Genomic DNA, 18,215 nt, shown 5'->3' with positions numbered 1-18,215 from the left:
TTAGTTCCCTACCGCGATACGTTCGGCGTCGGGCGCTTTGAGCGCCATGCGCTTGGCCGAAACGCATGCGACTTCATTGACCAAATCCACAAGCGTGGCGATGCCCATCGCGTCGCCCCGCGTAAAATCGCGCTGCACGCGGGCGGCAAACTCCTGTTCGCGTCCCGCGTCCCCCATGATACAGGCAAGACGGACATAATCATCCGGCAAAGAAGCGGGCACGCCGCGGTGCTCGATCTCGCGAACGAGATCGTGGTGTAATGAGGAAACCTCATAATCGCTCATTCCGAGGTTGGTGCGGGTCTGCCGGAAATTGCCGGGCAACGCGGGAAAGCGCCGTCCGGTCGCGAGAGCGTCTCTGTGATTCCGCAACGATTCAATCTCGAATCCGAGCAGCCGCGCATCCGAATACCAGCGCGTGCCGGGCAGCACCGCGGGCAGCGCAACCGGAGCCGCGTGCGGCGTTGTCCGTTCGATCAACCGCATTGTCTCCGCGCGGGTGTGGTAATCGTCCGCGGGCGTGGGGTACGTGAACCGCGCAATCGCGAGCATGCCGATCGACTTCACGCACCGCAGGACACGCTCGACGTCGGTGATCGTGAAATCGCGCCCGTAAAACGTGTCCAGAAGGCGCTGGCTGCCCGTATCGATCGGGAACGACATCGCAACGCAACCAGACGAATACAACGCCGGGAATGTTGCCGGCACCGCGTGCGCAATACTCGAAGCGCGCGTGTATATGGTGGACATGCCACGCCGCATCAACTCGTGCGCAACGGCGCTGACGTGCGACGCAGGCGCCGACTCGCCGGAGAAGTGGAAGGCACGTGCGCCAAACAACGTGCCGATGCGCCACATCTCGTTGCACACCGACGCCACCGAACGTACGCGCGGCGGCTCTGCCGCTTCTAGCGGCGCGGCGTGGCAGTAGCTTGCAGAAGGCCTGCATTCGTCAATGGTGAAGACGCGAATTTTTTGTTCGGCCTTCAGCGCGGGATAGACGTCGGGTTCGTACGCGGGCGCCGGCAAACCCGAAAGACTTGCCGCCACTTCTCGGCGCGAAACGCGGACCCGCGTCCCGTCTTTATATGCAAGATTCGGAATGTGCGCCCAACCCTGCGGCGTGTCAATTCGCTCGGCCAGCGCGGCGAGCGTGGACTCTGGTTCGTCGACGCAGAGGCAATCGAACGCGTTCGGTTCGGCGGAAAGAGTTTCGCCGAACAAATGCGCCATTTCTCCGAAGCCGACAAGCTTCAGCCGCGGCGCCAGCTCGCGCAGGGGAGCGACAATCGCCAACGTGCTCGTGAGGTCTTCCACGGTATTCATCATGAACGCAGCAAAGTGAAGACCGCGCTGCGCGCCGAGCTGGTTCGCTATTTCACGGGCGAACCGCATACGCCGGTCGCGGAACGCGCGGTCGGCGCCTCGCGCGTGCCAGAGCACGTGCAGGGTTTGAAGCGGATTCGCTGCAGCCTGGTCAAGACAGTGCCCGGCAATCCGCTCCATGTGGGCAGACGCCTTGCCCGCGACAAGCCGCGCGACGGTCTCCGCGGTGCCGAAGTCTAGAATGCGCGTTTCGTGGCCTTGGTCGAGCAGGCTTCCCGCAACGGATGCGAGCGGTCTATTCGGCGTAAGTATTGTTGGATCAAAGGGATACCCTGGAAAATAGAGGAGGACGCTGCGTGTCTTCATAATGGCTCCCTGCCGCCGGCAAAACCCCACCGCTGCCGCGTGCGTACGAGCGCCAGATACCACAATTGACCGTCGTCGAGGGTCATCCTTGGCCCTGGTACACCCAACATATCGTGGGGATTATATCAGGTCTACTATATGTACGCAATAGCAAATTAACGGCCACAAGATGTGGTAATCCGCGCATCGGGCGACCGTTGCTAAAGCTATAAGAGGCTGTCACTTAACGATTTACATTCTTCTGGATGCGTGTAAACGATTCTCGTCACAGCAGAGTCTAACCGCGAAAGAGGACTATCGTGTCTAAGCGGAGCGGATCGATTGCTTGCCGCGACTGGAACTACACCGTTTCGGAGGAGATTATAATTACGGTCATCTGTACGATGAGGCCTGTCCAGCGGAGTTAACCCATGTCGGACTCGAGCGAAAGAACCGAGGAGACTGCTTCGTCTGTCGTGGCAGTACAAGCGGAAGCGACGCTCCCCGCCCCCGTCGACGATGCGCCCGCAGTTCCCAGTGCGGAGCGGCCGCCGGAAGAGCCGGTTACAACGCGGGTGGTCATACGGCGCGCGCCAACCGCAGCGTGGGCGGTGGCGGCGGTGTTTCTTGGCGCGATAGCCGCCGCGACTTTTCTAATCTACACCGTAATGTATTCCGTCCCCGCGAAAGTGATCGAGACGGGTGGCGCCGCCGCGACAACGGCGATTGAAGAAATGGCGCGCGTACCGGATCGGTTGGCGGCGGCGTTCAAGCCCGAGGTTAATGTAAGCACAATTGTATCCAGCGGCATCGAGAATGTTAAACACGAATCGAAGCTGGTCGTGTTGACGACGGACGTGGACGTCGAGATCGACAAGTCGAGCGAGAAACGCGTGCTCTGGGAGTCGTTCAAACTGGGCGACACAACGGTGCGGCTGCGCGTACGCGACAACAGGGTCCAGTATGTCATCCCTCTCCAGGCCTTCGATCAGGACGATGTCACCTTCGATCCGGAGGACAAATCGTTGTGCGTGACGCTTCCGGCGCCACGCGTGGATCCGGATGTCGTCGAAGTGCAGAGCAACCCGGATTCGATAGACACGCAGACAGAAGTGGGCTGGGGCAGACTGCAGATGTTTTCCGGCGACTTCTTGTTGGAGGAAGCGAAGCGGGAGTTGCGCGACGCTGTGCTGCGGGAAGGCGCGAACCCGATATTGCAGGACAAGGCGAGAGCAGCGGCCGAGAGGACCGTTCGCGAATTGCTCAAAGGCTGGATGCCGAACCTGCGCGAGGACGTCGAACTGAACATCGCATTCATTGACGACGAGCCTGAAAAGAGCGCGTAAAGGGTAAATCACACATTGCCGCAGGAAAAGATCGTTGTCGTGGAAGAGCGAGGGCCGGGCTGCTTCGGTCAGGGTGTCGCAATGCTCGGCGTACTCATTTCCACTGTGTACCTGCTGAACTTTACAGTTGGGGTTTTCGAGTTGCCGGACGCGCTCCCTATAGTGGGCAATCTTGACGAAGCGGCGGCCGCAGCTCTCTTGTTCTCGAGTTTGCGGTATCTCGGCATCGATATCCTGCCCTTTGGCCGCCGGAAGCAGATCGAGACGCGCGAGGTGATCGACGTTACGCCGCCGAAGGAAACCAAATAACCCTACGCCTTCGAATTGCCTGTGCCCGATCCCCCCTGCTCGGATTCGAGACGCGCAACGTCCGCCTCGAGCGCCTCGATGACGTTCTTGAACATGAGCTTGTTGGACTCGTTCATGTTCGACAAGGTTTGATGCGCTTCGAGCAGCATGCGCGCGACGCTCAGTTCGGAATCCGACACCTCGCGCAGCGGTTCGAGATCGCCACGGATGGGCGTGTCCACATCGAGGATCGTGAACAAGGCATCGAAGCCAGTGACCTTCAGGTTGCGCATCATGCGGCCGCCTTCAGGCACGAGGATCGACGCCTTGCGGTTGAAGCGGTCCATCGATAGCCTGCCAACTTCGGCGAGCAAGCCGAGGTTGGTGCTGTCCATACCATCGCATTCAGTCAGGTCGACAACGATGTTTTCGTAGTCGTCTTGCCCGAGCAGGCGATCGATGAACAGTCGCGCGGACTTGCTCAATGGGAATGTCCAATCGTCTGTAAATCCAATTGATCCAACGAATTTGAGGACATAGACGTCCTCGAACCGCGCGTACAGAACCTGGCCGCTGGCCATTGCCCAGCTCCCTTCCGAAGTGTTGCCCCCGCTATCCCCTCATTCTGCTTGGAAATACGAACGAGTTCAAGGCGAAGTTGAAAGTGGCGCTGTGCGCAACCGACAATCCGTCGCGGCGTTGAGGCAGCCGAGAACCATTTTTAACGGGAGCGTTTGATCCATGCGGGAGTGGAAGCGATTGGCGTGTACGGCCGTCCTAATCGGCATTGCAGGCGTACATGCCCAAGCAGATGCGGACAATCACCGAATGTGGTCGTGGTATCTGGGTGATCTCGAACGCACGCATTATTCGAGCCTCGATCAGATTGACGCAGCGAACGTCGCACAACTCGAACAGGCCTGGGTGTACCGAAGCGGCGGCGAGGCACAGATTCAGTGCAATCCCATCGTCGTGGGCAGTTTGCTCTACGGGGTGTCGGCGGAACGCCACATATTTGCATTGGACGCGGCAACGGGAAAGGAGCGCTGGAAATTCGTGGCTCCGGACAAGCAGGCGGGGGCGTCCGTGTTGCGCGGCGTGCAGTATTGGGAATCGGGCCGCGACAAGCGAATCATGGCGGCCATCGGTCATCACGTGTATGCGTTGAACGCGCGCACGGGAAAGCACGTCACGAGTTTCGGCAAGGACGGCGCAATCAACTTGAAAGACTACTACCAGCGCGACGTGTCGAATCTGTCGCTTGGCGTGACGACGCCGGGCGCGATCTACAAAGACATCATGATCATGTCTGTGCGCGTGCACGAAGGGAATCCCGCCGCGCCGGGCGACATCATGGCGTTCAACGTGCGAACCGGCGAAAAAGCCTGGGAGTTCCACACCATTCCACGCCCGGGCGAATTTGGGTACGAGACGTGGCCGCCGGACGCGTGGCAGCGCGTCGGCGGCGCGAATTGCTGGGGAGGCATGAGCCTCGACGAAAAGCGCGGCGTGGTGTACGTCCCAACGGGTTCGGCGACGTATGACTTCTACGGCGCCGATCGCCACGGCGAGAACTTGTTTGCCAATTGCCTGCTCGCGCTGAAAGCGGACACGGGCGAGCGCATATGGCACTATCAGATTGTACGGCACGATCTGTGGGACCGCGACCTCCCTGCACCACCGAATCTCGTGACCCTTGTTCACGATGGCAGGAAGCGTGACGCCGTCGCGCAGATCACGAAGTCGGGCTACGTGTTCGTCTTCGACCGCGACACGGGCGAACCGCTGTTTCCGATCGAAGAAGTGGCCGCGCCACCGTCCGACCTTCCGGGCGAACAGGCGTGGCCAACGCAGCCTTTGCCGTTGAAGCCGCCACCGTTTGCGCGTCAGGGATTTCGCGAAAATGAAGTAACGAAGCGCACGCAGCCGGCGCACGACGATGTGCTGGAGCGGCTCAAACGGTTACGATGGAACGGCCCATTCACACCGCCGAGTCTGGAAGGTACTCTAATCGTTCCGAGCTTCGACGGCGGCGGCGAATGGGGCGGCGCGGCGATAAACCCGACAACGGGCGTCATGTACGTGAACGCCAACGAAATCCCGTGCATCGTGTCAATGTTTGACGCCTCGGAAGGGGCGTCGAAACTCGACTCGCACGGCAAGCGCATCTACTCACAAAACTGCGTGTTCTGCCACGGCGTCGATATGAAAGGCGATCCTATTCGCGTGTTTCCGCCGTTGAAGGACCTGCAAAAGAAATACTCGAAGGAGCAAATGGCGCTGCACATAAAGAGTGGGAAAGAGCGCATGCCCGCGTTCGCATTCCTCGGCGACGCGGACCTGAACGCGGTGATCAATTACATCTGCGGACTCGAGGACGCGGCGGCGACGCGCGAGGGCCCGGCGACTCCCCCACCCCCCGCGTCACAAGAGCGTGGGAAGACGTGGTTCAATCACAGCGGCTACACGCGCTTCGTCGATAGGGACGGATACCCGGCATGGCAGCCGCCGTGGGGCACTCTTACGGCAATCGATCTGAACAAGGGAGAACACCTCTGGCAGATTCCGCTGGGATATGAGCCTGCGCTCGCCGACGCCGGATTGACGAACACGGGAAGCGAGAATTACGGGGGCCCAATTGTCACGGGAAGCGGTCTCATCTTTATCGCGGCGAGCAAAGACGCGCACCTCCGCGCTATCGACGAGCGCACCGGCAAGACGCTGTGGATGGGCGAACTCCCCGCAGCCGGCTATGCGACTCCATCCACGTATATGATCAAAGGAAGGCAGTACGTCGTCATCGCTGCGGGCGGCGGCAAGCTGGGAACGCCGGCAAGCGACGCGTACGTCGCGTTCGCGTTGCCCAAATCAAAGAACCGGTAAGGAGCGAGTCATGTTGGGCGCACAGTTTCTGTTGGCGCTACTATCGGGGATCGGGAGCCTGGTGTTCAGCCCGCTGCAAACGATCTACGCGGTCATCTTCGAGCCGATCGCGTTGCTACAGTTCTTGCCCTTATTCTTGTCGTACCTGGGGATTTACCCGTAACCTACGACAAGGGATGACGCCAACGCAGCGATTTGAATCGCGCAAAATCCCGATCGGTAGTAATCCACTCTGCGCCGTTTTCGATGGCGAGCGCCGCGAAGTATGCGTCCGTCACCAGGTTTCCGCGGACGCGCGCTTCCCGGGCCATGCCAGCGAAGATTGACCAATGCCGGTCTCCAGGCGAGACGCGCGCCACGTTAGGCTGCCGCAGCAGATGATCACAGAAGCCAAGCACTTCATCGAACGTACTGAGTTTCGCGAAGATTCCGGGATGGGTCGCGATTCTAATAACGCTGCTTAACACCAGTTCCGATAGGCCAATAGCCGGTTCGTTCAGGAGTGAGGACTTCGGCCAGTCTCGAAACTCGCGATGTTGGTTTGCGTCCTTCCGGAACGCAAAGACCAAAACGTTCGCGTCGAGAAGGATCACCGCGTTCCATTCATACGATCGATGAGCGCGGAGGTGTCGTCCAAGTCAACGCCGGGCTGAACGCCTCCGGAACCCGACGTGGGGAAGTTCGCGTCGCGTTCTGCAGGTGTCCGGGCGTCGTGCAGTACTCGCCTTAGCCCGTCCTCAATCATGGACGTCAACGTGCGGTTGGACTTGGCGGCGCGCAGCTTGGCCTTCCGCAAGAGGTCGTCATTGATGTTGATGGTCGTTCTCATGCATTGAAGCATATCGCTTATGCATGGAGATGCCAACGGAATCTAAGCCAGCACTTCCTGAACCACGCGCCCGTGCACGTCCGTCAACCTGCGGTCAATTCCATTCTGGCGCACGGTGAGCCTTTCGTGATCGATGCCTAAGAGATGCAGGATAGTGGCGTGCAGGTCGTAGCAGTAAGTCTTACCGTCTTCCGCCTGATATCCCCAATCGTCGCTTTGGCCATAGGCGATACCAGGCTTAATGCCTGCGCCCCAAAGCCAGGTGACGAAACTGCCGCCGTTGTGGTCGCGGCCGAGGCTTCCCTGCGCGAACGGGGTGCGGCCAAATTCGGTCGACCAGATGACCAGCGTATCGTCGTCGAGCCCGCGCGCCTTCAAGTCGCGCAGCAATGCCGCGATGGGTTTATCCACGCCCGCCGCCATGGGCGGCAGCTCGGTTTGAATGTTGGCGTGGTTGTCCCAGTTACCCGTCGCGCCTTGCGGACCGCTCCACACCTGCACGAACCGCACGCCGCGTTCGATCAATCGCGTAGCGAGCAGGCAGCGCCTTCCGAAATCCTCTGTCACCTCCTCGTCGAGCCCATACGCCTTGCGCACCGATTCCGGCTCGCGCATCACGTCGAACGCGTCCGGCGCGGACACCTGCATCTTCGCAGCGAGTTCGTAGCTCGCGATGCGCGCCTCCAAACGCGAATCGCCGGGACGGGACTCCGCATGGGCGCGATTGACTCGATCGAGAAGTGCAAGGCCCGCGGCGTCCGCATCCGAATTAGGGAACGCGTGTTTCTCGTTCGGAAACAAATCAGGTACCGGCTGCGGCATCGCCGCGTTGATGACGGTCCCCTGGTGCACCGCCGGTAGGAACCCCGACGAGAAACAGCCGCGCTGGTTGTACGGCAGCCCTTTCGCATCGGGCAGCACAACGAAGGTAGGCAAATTATCGCGCAAGCTGCCGAGGGCGTACGAAATCCACGCCCCCATGCACGGAAACCCCGGCAAGAGAAATCCCGAGTTCATCATGTACGTGCCCGGACCGTGCACGTTGGTCTTCGTGGTCATCGCCATGAGGAAGGCCATCTCGTCCACAAGCTTTGCCTGTTCCGGAAACACGCTGCTGACCCAACGCCCGCTATGTCCGTACTGCTTAAACGCAAACGGACTTTTCATCATCGCGCCGGCGGGTGCAGTGAAGCCTTCCGGTTTTTCTTTCGGGCCGAGCATCTGCCCGTGAAGTTTTTCCAGCGCTGGTTTGTAATCGAACGTGTCCATTGGGCTTGCGCCCCCGGTCATGAACAGTTGAATGATGCGGTTCACGCGGGCCGGACGATGGCCCACGACAGACGCCGCGGCATCACGCGCAAACATCTGCGCGAGAGCAAGCCCCGCGAAGCCGCCGCCAATGTTGAACAGAAACTCGCGCCGCGAGGGAAAGAACTCTGGATTCCGAGTCTTGGATTTGGGGTTGAATTCGAGGTCCATTATTCCTTTCCTAATCCGTTCCGAATCCATTCAGTCTACAAAAAGAAATTCATCGCTATTGAGCAATACGCGGCAGAGCGCCGGAAGCCCGTACGAATCCGCGAACGCCGCGAACGCTTCTCGCTCGTCGTCGCTCGGTGCGCGCAGCCACACGCTTCGAACCGCCACATCAACCAGCGCGCTTCCGTCCGGCGCCGTCTGCGTCACGCTCTCTGCGAGCGCCGCACTGTGGTGCAGCACAAACTCGTTGTTATACATCGCTAACGCCTGCAACGCGGAAGCCGAGAACCCGCGCGTCGGCGACAGCAACCCCAGATCGGGAAAGTCGAGTGCTTCCATGAACGGATCGGGTATGCCGCGCCAAACAAACCGGTAAATGCTGCGTCGCCGCGCACCGTCGCCCTTCCAGTCGTAAGCACTATAGTCGAGCGCGGGCGTCAGTTGTGGGCCGGGCGCCTTCGCAAACTGCTGTACGCCGGGGCCACCCATCGTCAGGTCGAGACGGCCGGATACCGTCAGCACAAAGTCTCGGTACGCATCGGCGTCGAGGCGCTGGCGATTTTGACGCCACAACATTCGATTCTCGCCATCGACTCGCGCCGCCTCCGCGCGATACTGCGATGATTGCCTATAGGTCTCGCTCGTGACGATGAGCCGGTGGAGTTGCTTCAACGAGCCTTTCGCGTCGTCGCGAAACCATACCGCAAGCCAGTCAATTAATTCGGGGTGCGACGGCGTCCCGCCCATCTCGCCAAAATCGCTCGGTGTGTCGCAGAGACCACGTCCGAAATGATAGTGCCATACGCGATTCACTACGCTCCGCCAGGTGAGCACATTGTCGGGGTGCGCAATCCAGTCGGCCAATGCGGCGCGGCGTTCACCCTCGTTGTTTGGGTCGTTCAATGCAAATCGGGCAGGAAGATGCGCCAACGCGGAGAGCGCACCGGGTGGAATCTCGTCGCGCGGCTTATCGAATTCGCCGCGCTCCATAAGGTGGACCGTCTTAGGCGTGTCCAGCGACTCGGGTTTTGGTTTGGGTTCTCCCACGGGCATTGCCACACGTTTCGCCGCGGCATACACGCTTGTCTGTGGCGGCAATCTATCGAGCGCGTCCAATGCGAGAAACCGCGAGGCGGTTGACGCAATGGCGGTTCGTTGCGCTTCCGTGCGCTCCGATTCCGGCAGTGCGAGCGCGGACTCGACTGCTGCCGGTATCGCGACAGCGCGATCGGCGGGGTCGCCGGTCGCCGCCAGATTGAACGCGCCGATAATATGGCCCGAGCCGTGCAATTGATCGAGCGATATTGCGAGTCGAGCTCCTGCCTTCAACTTCAGCGGCTCCGCCAACTCGAACACCGCGTAGTGCGATACACCTTCGGCGGGGTGAATCCCCCACGCCGTGCCCGCAGCACCGTCATTCGCGTGCTCAATCCCCCACCCGTCCTGATTGAAATCCGCCGTCGCGCGGCGCAGCGCGATGTCCACCGGCTCAGGCCCGCCGCGTTCGAATAGGCGCACCTTAATCTCGGAAAGGTGGAAGTTCCCGTTCTCCGACTGACGTCCCGGCCCTTTGGCCGGCAGCGATTCGTGCGCAAATACGTTCAAGCGAATCGCAGAGATCGTCTGCAGAACAGTTGACGCGGTAATCGTGTATGTGTCCTTCTCGGGTAACTTGCCCATCGAAACGAGGACACCGTTTCCATCCAACATTAGCCGCGCTCCACCCTCCGAAAGGAACGTTTCGACGGTGAGCGGAGTCCAGGCCGCGCCGTCTCCGCGTTTCTCCAGCCACGCGCGCACAAGCGACTCGTTTTCCGCCGTGAGGAGCGCCGCAGCGTCGTTCGCATCGGCGGCGCGCACCAAATCGTCCCATCGTCTGCGTTCGCGCGCGACTACCGCGTCTTCGTCATAAGCCACATCTCCCTTCAGAATCCCTGAAAAGTTCGCCTGAAGGGCGTAGTAGTCTTCCTGCGAAATGGGATCGAACTTATGCGCATGGCATCGCGCGCAGTTCGCCGTCGTGCTGACGAATGCCGCCATCGTTTGCGTCACAAGATCATCGCGATCGAGATAGTCGAACGTCACCGGTGCGGTCGAATACGTGCTCAGGTCAAACGTACCAGCGCCGAGAAACCCCAGGGCCGGCGTCAATTGCGGTTCGTCCGGATAGAACACATCCGAGGCGAGTTGTTCACGCACGAATCGGTCCCACGAAGTGTCGTTATTGAACGCGGCGATGACGTAGTCGCGATACCGCCACGCGTTCTCGCGCGCGACGTCGTGCTCGTACCCGTGCGAGTCCGCAAAGTGGATCGTATCGAGCCAATGACGCGCCCACCGCTCGCCGTAACGCGGCGACGCCAGCAGTTCATCGACTAGGTTTTCGTACGCATTCGGTTCCGTGGCGGCGACGAATGCTTCCACCTTTTCCGGTGATGGCGGTAAACCGATCAGATCGTAGTATATCCGGCGGATCAACGTGCGTCGATCGGCCTCCGGCGACGGAGCCAGGCCGCTCGCAGTCAATTTCGAGCGGACAAACGCGTCGATCGGATTGGCGGATTTCTCCGGCATGTTCGGTCGGACAAGATGCCGTAACGACCAGTGGACCGAATCCGGTTCAACACGCCCTGCGAACTCGTCCGGCCAGCTCGGGCCGGCATCGATCCACGCACGCAACGTGGCAACCTCATCGGCAGACAACGCGGGAAGAGCGGAGGACGGCGGCGGCATGCGCATGTCCGGATCGTCGCCACTCACGTACCGAATCAGAGGGCTCGTCGTAGAGTCGTGGGGCCGAATCGCGGCCGCGCCGCTCACGCCCCCTTTGAATGCAATATCCCGCACATCGAGGCGATATCCACTCTTCTGCTTCTCGGGACCATGGCAGCCGTAACAGGAACGCTCGAGGATTGGCCGAACATCGACGACGTAGTCGGGCGCGGCTGACGCAGCCGCCGCGCAAAGCACCGCAGCACTCGCGACCCTGTATGCGGTCCCGCGGCTCATACGGCAACGACTTGCCTGGACCGCATCGCTGCCCGACCGGAAACAGCGCACTTACCCGGTATTTCGATACGCCTCCACATGTGCGTATTATACAGAACACCCGGCGAGCGGGGCCGCGTGCTAAGAATCAGTCAACTCGGATGGAGGAAAACCATGTGTCAAGCTTTGATGTTGATTTGTCTGCTCGCACCACCGCTCGTGGAAGCGCAGACGTTCGATGTCGTGGTTGTCGGCGCAACGCCGGGGGGTGTCTCCGCGGCGGTGGCGGCTGCCCGACTGGGCCACAGTGTGGCCCTGGCGGAATACCGCAATCACGTGGGCGGGATGAGCGCCAGCGGACTCGGTAAATCCGATATCACCAAAGCGGACGCCATTGGCGGGCAGTGGGACGAGTTTGTGGGACGCGTATACAAACACTATGTAGACACCTACGGCCCGGAATCCGATCAGGTGCTCAAATGTGAGAAGGGATACTACTACGAGCCGTCCGTGGCAGAAAGAATTTTTCTGGACATGCTCACGGAACAGCGTCGCATCACCGTATTGACTGGACACCGCCTCGATGAAGTCGTCCGGCATGATCGGACCGTCACCGCCGTGCGCGTGACGAATCGCAAAACCGGCAAGGTGCGCGAACTGCGCGGCAAAGTCTTCATTGACGCCACGTATGAGGGTGACCTCGCCGCGTATGCGGGTGCTCGCTATCGCCTCGGCCGTGAATCGCGCGCGGAATTTGACGAGCCGCATGCCGGCGTAATCTACATGGACCACAAAACGCGCTCGCTGTTGCCCGGCACAACGGGCGAGGGTGACGACCGGCTCGTCGCGTATACGTATCGGTTGTGCCTTACCACCGATCCGGCGAAGCGCGTGATGCCGTCGCAGCCGCCGGATTACGATCGCGCGCGATATCTGAATTATCTTCTCGATCTGAAACTCGGCCGGATCGATTCCGTCGTTCTGGCGTTCTCCATCGGAGAGATTCCAAACCGGAAATACGACGCGAACATGAAGCCGTGGCCGCTTGGGTTTCCCTTCGCGGAAGAAAACGCAGGGTATGTCGAAGCAAACTGGGAGAAGCGCGAAGAGATAGAGGCGCGTCTGCGCAACATCACCATGGGCCTCTTCTACTTTATGCAAAATGACCCAGAGGTGCCCGAGAAGGACCGGGAACTTGCGCGCACCTACGGCTTTTCTTCGGACGAGTTTAGCGATAACGAGAACTTTCCGTGGGCGTTGTACGTGCGCGAAGCGCGGCGAGTCGTCGGCGAATACACATTGAGCGAAAGGGACCTGACATTCGCGCCGGGTTCGATGCGCGCGCCGGTGCATGCGGACGCGATCAGCGCGGGCGAGTTCCCCATCGATTCGTTTCCCACCCGGAAGTACGAGCCGGGTCACGAGACAGCGCTCGAGGGATACATTCTGATGCTGCGCCAGTACACGCAAGCGTATCAGATTCCCTATCGCGTCATGATTCCAAAAGGCGTCGAAGGTCTAATCGTTCCGGTGCCGTGCAGCGCGACGCACGTTGCATTTTCATCAGTTCGCCTTGAGCCTACGTGGATGAGTCTCGGTCAGGCCGCCGGCGTCGCCGCGCACCTGGCTATCAAAAAGGACGTCACACTGCGTGCAGTTTCCATTGAGAGTTTGCAGCGCATGCTTGTCGAACAGGGACAAGTGCTGACCTACTTTGACGACCTTCCGAAAGACCATCTGGCCTTCAAGGCGTGTCAATTGTTGGGAACAAAAGGCGTGTTTTCCGACTACCGCGCACGCATCGATGAGCCGCTAACCGTGTCCGATGGCAACGCGGCAGTTAGCGCGCTATTTCCCGATTCTGAGCTTGAGGATGTAGCGGGTGACACGAAACAGCCGATAACACGCGCGCAGTGGGCTGAACGATGCATGGCAATCGGAAAGCAATATGGCCTTGCGTACAACGAGGGAAATAACGCAGGGCTGTCGGATAGCGATGGAATATCGCGCGGCGAGGCATTCGCGGACTTGTACGATCAGCTCGTGAGAAAACTGCCGTAGCGAACGCTACACTTCCCCGAGAATGCCGCCGCGCATGTGCGCGAGGGTGATGCCCTGCATCATGAGGTTAAGCTGTGCCGGGTTGTCGGACACTTCCATCGCGCAATCCAGCGTGATCAGTTTGGCCTTGATTAGCGCGAACAGGCTGTCATTGAACGATTGACTCCCGTCTTCACGGCCCTGCTGAATCGCCGTGGGGATTTTGTCCAGCCGGTTTTCTTTGATTAGCTTCTGCACACCCGGACTGACGAACAAGATCTCGCACGCGGGCACGCGTCCTCCACCCGTCGCACGCGGCAACAAGCGCTGGCACACAATCGCCTTCAGGTTCATCGAAAGCTGGGAGCGGACCTGGTCCTGCTGGTTCGTCGGAAACAAATCAACGATGCGGTCGACGGTTTGCATGGCGTTCGTCGTGTGCAGCGTCGTGAACACGAGGTGTCCGGTCTCCGTCGCGCTAATCGCCGCCTGAAACGTATCGAGGTCGCGCATTTCACCCACGAGAATCACATCGGGATCCTGCCGCATCACCGCGCGCAGCGCCGTCGAAAAGCTCGTCGTGTCGATGTGAATCTCGCGCTGGTTCACGACCGAAAGCTTGTCGCGGTGCGTGTATTCGATGGGGTCCTCGATGGTAACGACATGGCACTTTCGCCGTTCGTTGATGTAGTCGATAATCGCCGCGAGCGACGTGGACTTGCCGCTACCCGTCGTGCCCGTAAACAGCACGAGCCCACGGTGCAGGCGCGTCAGGCGCTCGATCGCAGGCGGCAGGTGCAGTTCCTCAAAACTGGGAATGACGCTCTTGATGCGCCGCATCACAATCGAGTTCGTGCCCCGCTGGTGAAATACGTTGACGCGGAACCGTCCGAGCTTGGGATGATCGAGGGCGAGGTCGACCTCGCCCTGCCGCTCGAGCACGTCTTTCTGCGTCGGCGTGAGGATTTGATCGAGGATCGTCTGCACTTCCACCGCGCTCAATTCGCGCTTCCGCGGGATTAGATCGCCATCGATCCGAAAATACGGCGGGCCATCTGACTTTATGTGAACGTCCGAGGCGTCCTTGTCGATGGCCCGCTGCAACAACTGTTCGACGAGGGTCACGTTTTACGAATCCTTTTTCGCATGAATGCCGGGATGCCCATGTCCTCTTCCGGCTCGCGCGGGATAAACGGTAGCACACTGTCGGGCAGGCGTTCCTCCTCGTGGTGCGTGATCGGTTCTTCGAAGGCGAACTGTTCCTGGTGCGCCACAACCGGCGCCGACTTGCGCGGCGGCTCCTCCATCCTGGGCAGCGGGGGCGGCGCCATCGATTCGTCCACTTCAAACGTCAGCGATACCGAGTTGTCGTACTGCTGCGGCCGCGGCTGCACGGCTTCGTACGGGAAGCCCGCCGCAATGACCGTCACCTGAATGTCCGGACGCGGCTCGTCTTCGATGATTGCGCCGAAGATAATGTTCGCATTCGGGTGCGCGGCTTTCTGCACCGTGGTAACGGCCTCGTGCACCTCCCGCATGCTCATGTCGCTACCGCCCTTGATGTTTACGATGACCCCGATCGCGCCGTCAATGCTCGATTTCTCGAGCAATGGGCAAACGATCGCTTCCTGCGCCGCGCGGACTGCGCGCTTATCGTCCTCCGCCGAACCGATGCCCATGAGCGCACGGCCGCTGTTCGACATGATCGTCCGCACGTCCGCGAAGTCCAGGTTAATCAGTCCGGTCGTCGTAATGAGTTCGGAAATCGCGCGCACGCCATTGTGTAGCACTTCGTCGGCCAATCGGAACGCGTTCAGAAACGAGATGTTCTCGTGGCACAGCAGCGACAGGCGGTCATTCGGAACGACGATGAGGGCGTCGACGTGCGGTTCGAGCGCGGTCAGGCCTTTCAACGCGTTGTCGTGGCGGTTCCTTCCTTCAAACTGGAAAGGTAGCGTGACGATCGCGACCGTCAGCGCGCCGGTCTCTTTCGCAACTTCCGCAACGATAGGCGACGCACCGGTACCCGTTCCTCCGCCCATGCCTGCCGTAAGGAAGATCATGTCCGCGCCGCGCAGCACGTCGTGAATCCGTTCGCGGTCTTCCAATGCGGCTTGCTGGCCCATCTCCGGCCTGGCGCCCGCGCCGAGTCCTACGTCGCCGATCTGCAGGCGCGTGCCCGCGGGCGAATGCTTCAACGCTTGCGCGTCAGTGTTGATGGTGATGAACTCCACTTCCTTCAGGCCGGCCTCAATCATGCGGCCAACGGCGTTACCGCCGCCCCCGCCGATGCCGCAGACCTTGATGACCGCCTGCTGGTCAAACGTCCGAAGTTCGTCCGTGATTCCGATTGGCATTGCTGCAACTCCCCACCGTGTTCCGCCGGAATCCCTCCGGCGTTGTGCCGCTGAAACTTCCCTATTTACATGCGAGGTCCTGGCCGAAGCGCAGGTCCAGATATTCGGTACAAGGCAATTCGGGGCCGCGTTGACGCCACAACACATCGAGGTTGCGCGCCTGCTGCCGCACGTCGTCGCGGCCCCAGCGTATCTCGAATGGCAACTCGTTGCAGTACATACGGATTTCGTTTACGCCTGCCGCGGCGATTTCCGATACAGTCACTTCGTTCGCCATAGCTGTCTCCGCGAACGCTTCCCAAACCTGAATCGCGACGCGCAACGGCGCCTGCACCAGTTGCACGCCGGGATCAACCGCGCCCATTTCCGCGACCTGCGAAATGAGCGGGCCCGTGTTCGGCTCCTGCGGCGGCAATCGGCGCAGGACCGTCATCTCACGGTCGATCTCGTATGCGCGGTTGTGCGCCAGCAGCGTCGCGACCGGATAGCGCTCTTCGATTGAAATGCGCACCAGGTCGGGAAGCGTCCGCGTGACCTCGCACGATTTGATGTACGGGTTCGCGTCAACGCGCTCCGCAATCGCGGAAGGACTGATGAACAGGATGTTGTCCTGGTTCGATACGCCCGCTGCCGCGACGATATCCGCCGCTCTCAACAGGTGTGCGCCGTCCACTTGAATCGTCGTCACGCGAAAGTATTCCGAATCGTTTACGTACTGGTACAGGCCAAGCGCCGCTGTGCTGAACAGCGCGAGCATAAACGCCGTAAAAAATGCCGCGCGCACGCTGCGCGCGTTCGTGCGCCGCGCCATCCGTTGTGCGGGATACCGTGCTTTTGCCGCGCGCGCCATCAGCGTTTCCTCACTTCATCCAACAGTGGCGCGGCTATCTTGTTGATATTGCCAGCACCGAGAATGAGGACCACGTCACCCTCCCGCAGCGACGACGCAAGCTGCATCGGGACAGACGCCACGTCGTTCACGAGTTCGACGTGCGTCGCGCCTTCGCGGCGCGCTTCGTCCACAATCAGGCCGGAATCGACGCCGGGCATCGGCGCCTCGCGCGACGCGTAAATCGGAGTAACGATTGCACGGTCGAACTTCGTAAGCACCGATGCAAACTCGCTGGAGAAAAACTTCGTGCGGCTGAACAGGTGAGGTTGAAACACCGCGATGACGCGCTTCGGCTCGACCCAGCGCACCGCTTCAAGCGTACTCGCGATTTCGGTCGGGTGGTGTGCGTAGTCCTCAACGACCGTAATGCCCTTGTACTCGCCGCACACCTGCAGGCGCCGTTGCACACCGTCGTACACCTTTAGCCCATCGGATATCTGGCCAAACTTCATACCAAGGCAAAGGCCAACGGTACACGCCGCGAGAGCGTTGCGCACATTGTGTTCTCCGACGGCGTTGACGGTGAGCGTGCCCAGCTTCCCTTTGCCGTTGATGCGCGTGTCGTCGCTGTATACGTCAATGCGTGTGCGCAATTCGGCAAGTTGCGAAGCCTTCGATTTGGATTTGTCCGGCACGACGAGCGTCGCGTTGCCGCCGCGCACGTTCGCGCCCTCGCCCGTGCCGTACGTCACGCACACGCTGTCGATCGCGCTGTGAAATGCGCGCGTGTTCGCATCGTCCCAGCAGACGATCGAAAACCCGTAAAACGGCACCATGTTGCAGAATCTCGTGAACGCGCGCTGGATTCTGTCCAGCGTGCCATAGTATTCAAGGTGTTCCGCATCCACGCTCGTCACGACGCTAATCGTCGGGTGCAGCCGCAGGAACGATCCGTCGTGTTCGTCCGCCTCCGCCACGAGATAGTCGCCCGTCCCCCACCGCGCGTTCGTGCCGCTGCGGTGCAGAATGCCGCCAACAATGCTCGTTGCGCCTATGTTGGCATGATCGAGAATCGCACTGATCATCGACGTGGTTGTCGTCTTGCCGTGCGTGCCACCGACGGCGATCGCGTGCGGCTTAAGGCGCATGAGATCGGCGAGAAGTTCGCTACGTTGGATTACGGGCGTGCCGCGCTCTCGAGCCGCGGCCACTTCAGGGTTGTCGCTTTTCACCGCCGCGGAGATGACGAGGATCGCTGCGTCGCCGATCTGCGACGCTTCATGGCCTTCCTTAAAAGTGAGGCCGTACTCCTGAAGCCGGTCGGTTATTTCGGAGGCCTGGAGGTCCGAGCCGGAAACGTCGTACCCGAGATTCAGGAGAATCTCGGCCAGCCCGCTCATGCCGATGCCGCCGACGCCGACGAAGTGCACTTTCCGCTTCAGACCTGTCACGACACGCCATCCCCTACAATATCTAGTAGACTTGACAAGTATACACAAACT

Annotated in this window: 15 protein-coding genes; 5 read left to right on the top strand and 10 right to left on the bottom strand. The window is 60.4% G+C overall.

Features of this window, described 5'->3' with window-relative positions; genetic code table 11:
* Positions 1–1,692: a hypothetical protein gene (locus HUU46_04130; GenBank protein NUM52812.1), complete on the bottom strand. Its 1,692-nt coding sequence runs from the start codon at positions 1,690–1,692 to the stop codon at positions 1–3.
* Positions 1,693–2,147: 455 nt separating this feature from the next.
* Here HUU46_04130 and HUU46_04125 point away from each other — a divergent pair, with 455 nt between their 5' ends.
* On the top strand, positions 2,148–3,017 hold the full coding sequence (locus HUU46_04125; protein NUM52811.1) for a DUF4230 domain-containing protein: 870 nt from the start codon (positions 2,148–2,150) through the stop codon (positions 3,015–3,017).
* Positions 3,018–3,098: 81 nt separating this feature from the next.
* Positions 3,099–3,326 (top strand): DUF1232 domain-containing protein, encoded by a 228-nt coding sequence (locus HUU46_04120; protein ID NUM52810.1) that lies wholly within the window; start codon positions 3,099–3,101, stop codon positions 3,324–3,326.
* A 2-nt stretch (positions 3,327–3,328) separates the two neighbouring features.
* On the opposite strand, the gene HUU46_04115 is transcribed toward HUU46_04120, so the two are convergent.
* Positions 3,329–3,886: a hypothetical protein gene (locus HUU46_04115; GenBank protein ID NUM52809.1), complete on the bottom strand. Its 558-nt coding sequence runs from the start codon at positions 3,884–3,886 to the stop codon at positions 3,329–3,331.
* 160 nt (positions 3,887–4,046) lie between these two features.
* On the opposite strand from HUU46_04115, the gene HUU46_04110 reads away from it, so the two are divergent.
* Together HUU46_04110 and HUU46_04105 are read left to right on the top strand one after the other, a co-directional pair.
* Positions 4,047–6,188, top strand: a complete 2,142-nt coding sequence (locus HUU46_04110; protein ID NUM52808.1) for a PQQ-binding-like beta-propeller repeat protein — start codon at positions 4,047–4,049, stop codon at positions 6,186–6,188.
* A gap of 10 nt (positions 6,189–6,198) precedes the next feature.
* Positions 6,199–6,351 carry a hypothetical protein gene (locus HUU46_04105; protein NUM52807.1) on the top strand — a complete coding sequence of 51 codons (153 nt, stop codon included), beginning with the start codon at positions 6,199–6,201 and terminating at the stop codon, positions 6,349–6,351.
* A gap of 1 nt (position 6,352) precedes the next feature.
* Here the strand turns inward: HUU46_04105 and HUU46_04100 are convergent, their stop codons facing one another.
* The 4 genes from HUU46_04100 to HUU46_04085 are packed head-to-tail and all read right to left on the bottom strand — an operon-like array spanning position 6,353 to position 11,505.
* Positions 6,353–6,781, bottom strand: a complete 429-nt coding sequence (locus HUU46_04100) for a type II toxin-antitoxin system VapC family toxin (GenBank protein NUM52806.1) — start codon at positions 6,779–6,781, stop codon at positions 6,353–6,355.
* On the bottom strand, positions 6,778–7,029 hold the full coding sequence (locus HUU46_04095) for a DUF2191 domain-containing protein (GenBank protein ID NUM52805.1): 252 nt from the start codon (positions 7,027–7,029) through the stop codon (positions 6,778–6,780). The genes HUU46_04100 and HUU46_04095 overlap by 4 nt, the downstream gene beginning before the upstream one ends.
* Positions 7,030–7,059: 30 nt before the next feature.
* The gene (locus tag HUU46_04090; protein NUM52804.1) at positions 7,060–8,496 is read right to left on the bottom strand and encodes a DUF1501 domain-containing protein; all 1,437 of its coding nucleotides are present in this window, start codon (positions 8,494–8,496) and stop codon (positions 7,060–7,062) included.
* Between the two features lie 30 nt (positions 8,497–8,526).
* Positions 8,527–11,505 carry a DUF1553 domain-containing protein gene (locus tag HUU46_04085; protein NUM52803.1) on the bottom strand — a complete coding sequence of 993 codons (2,979 nt, stop codon included), beginning with the start codon at positions 11,503–11,505 and terminating at the stop codon, positions 8,527–8,529.
* A gap of 168 nt (positions 11,506–11,673) precedes the next feature.
* Between HUU46_04085 and HUU46_04080 the strand changes: the two genes are divergently transcribed.
* Positions 11,674–13,545: an FAD-dependent oxidoreductase gene (locus HUU46_04080; GenBank protein NUM52802.1), complete on the top strand. Its 1,872-nt coding sequence runs from the start codon at positions 11,674–11,676 to the stop codon at positions 13,543–13,545.
* Between the two features lie 6 nt (positions 13,546–13,551).
* Here the strand turns inward: HUU46_04080 and HUU46_04075 are convergent, their stop codons facing one another.
* The 4 genes from HUU46_04075 to HUU46_04060 form a co-directional block, all read right to left on the bottom strand.
* On the bottom strand, positions 13,552–14,649 hold the full coding sequence (locus tag HUU46_04075; protein ID NUM52801.1) for a PilT/PilU family type 4a pilus ATPase: 1,098 nt from the start codon (positions 14,647–14,649) through the stop codon (positions 13,552–13,554).
* Positions 14,646–15,881, bottom strand: a complete 1,236-nt coding sequence (ftsZ, locus tag HUU46_04070; GenBank protein ID NUM52800.1) for a cell division protein FtsZ — start codon at positions 15,879–15,881, stop codon at positions 14,646–14,648. The genes HUU46_04075 and ftsZ overlap by 4 nt, the downstream gene beginning before the upstream one ends.
* A gap of 61 nt (positions 15,882–15,942) precedes the next feature.
* Complete coding sequence (locus tag HUU46_04065; GenBank protein NUM52799.1) at positions 15,943–16,731, bottom strand: FtsQ-type POTRA domain-containing protein; 789 nt, start codon at positions 16,729–16,731, stop codon at positions 15,943–15,945.
* Positions 16,731–18,164: a UDP-N-acetylmuramate--L-alanine ligase gene (locus tag HUU46_04060; GenBank protein NUM52798.1), complete on the bottom strand. Its 1,434-nt coding sequence runs from the start codon at positions 18,162–18,164 to the stop codon at positions 16,731–16,733. Before HUU46_04060 ends, HUU46_04065 begins: the two co-directional genes overlap by 1 nt.
* Between the last annotated feature and the right edge of the window lie 51 nt (positions 18,165–18,215).

This window comes from Candidatus Hydrogenedentota bacterium (genome assembly GCA_013359265.1).
Lineage (GTDB): Bacteria > Hydrogenedentota > Hydrogenedentia > Hydrogenedentales > SLHB01 > JABWCD01.
Note: the sequence above shows the minus strand (reverse complement) of the source record. Positions and strands in the feature narration are given on the sequence as shown.

Coding starts and splice junctions, on each gene's coding strand:
- HUU46_04130 (NUM52812.1), bottom strand. CDS start 1,692: ATGAAGACACGCAGCGTCCTCCTCTATTTTCCAGGGTATCCCTTTGAT.
- HUU46_04120 (NUM52810.1), top strand. CDS start 3,099: ATGCTCGGCGTACTCATTTCCACTGTGTACCTGCTGAACTTTACAGTT.
- HUU46_04115 (NUM52809.1), bottom strand. CDS start 3,886: ATGGCCAGCGGCCAGGTTCTGTACGCGCGGTTCGAGGACGTCTATGTC.
- HUU46_04110 (NUM52808.1), top strand. CDS start 4,047: ATGCGGGAGTGGAAGCGATTGGCGTGTACGGCCGTCCTAATCGGCATT.
- HUU46_04105 (NUM52807.1), top strand. CDS start 6,199: ATGTTGGGCGCACAGTTTCTGTTGGCGCTACTATCGGGGATCGGGAGC.
- HUU46_04095 (NUM52805.1), bottom strand. CDS start 7,029: ATGCTTCAATGCATGAGAACGACCATCAACATCAATGACGACCTCTTG.
- HUU46_04090 (NUM52804.1), bottom strand. CDS start 8,496: ATGGACCTCGAATTCAACCCCAAATCCAAGACTCGGAATCCAGAGTTC.
- HUU46_04085 (NUM52803.1), bottom strand. CDS start 11,505: ATGAGCCGCGGGACCGCATACAGGGTCGCGAGTGCTGCGGTGCTTTGC.
- HUU46_04080 (NUM52802.1), top strand. CDS start 11,674: ATGTTGATTTGTCTGCTCGCACCACCGCTCGTGGAAGCGCAGACGTTC.
- ftsZ (NUM52800.1), bottom strand. CDS start 15,881: ATGCCAATCGGAATCACGGACGAACTTCGGACGTTTGACCAGCAGGCG.
- HUU46_04065 (NUM52799.1), bottom strand. CDS start 16,731: ATGGCGCGCGCGGCAAAAGCACGGTATCCCGCACAACGGATGGCGCGG.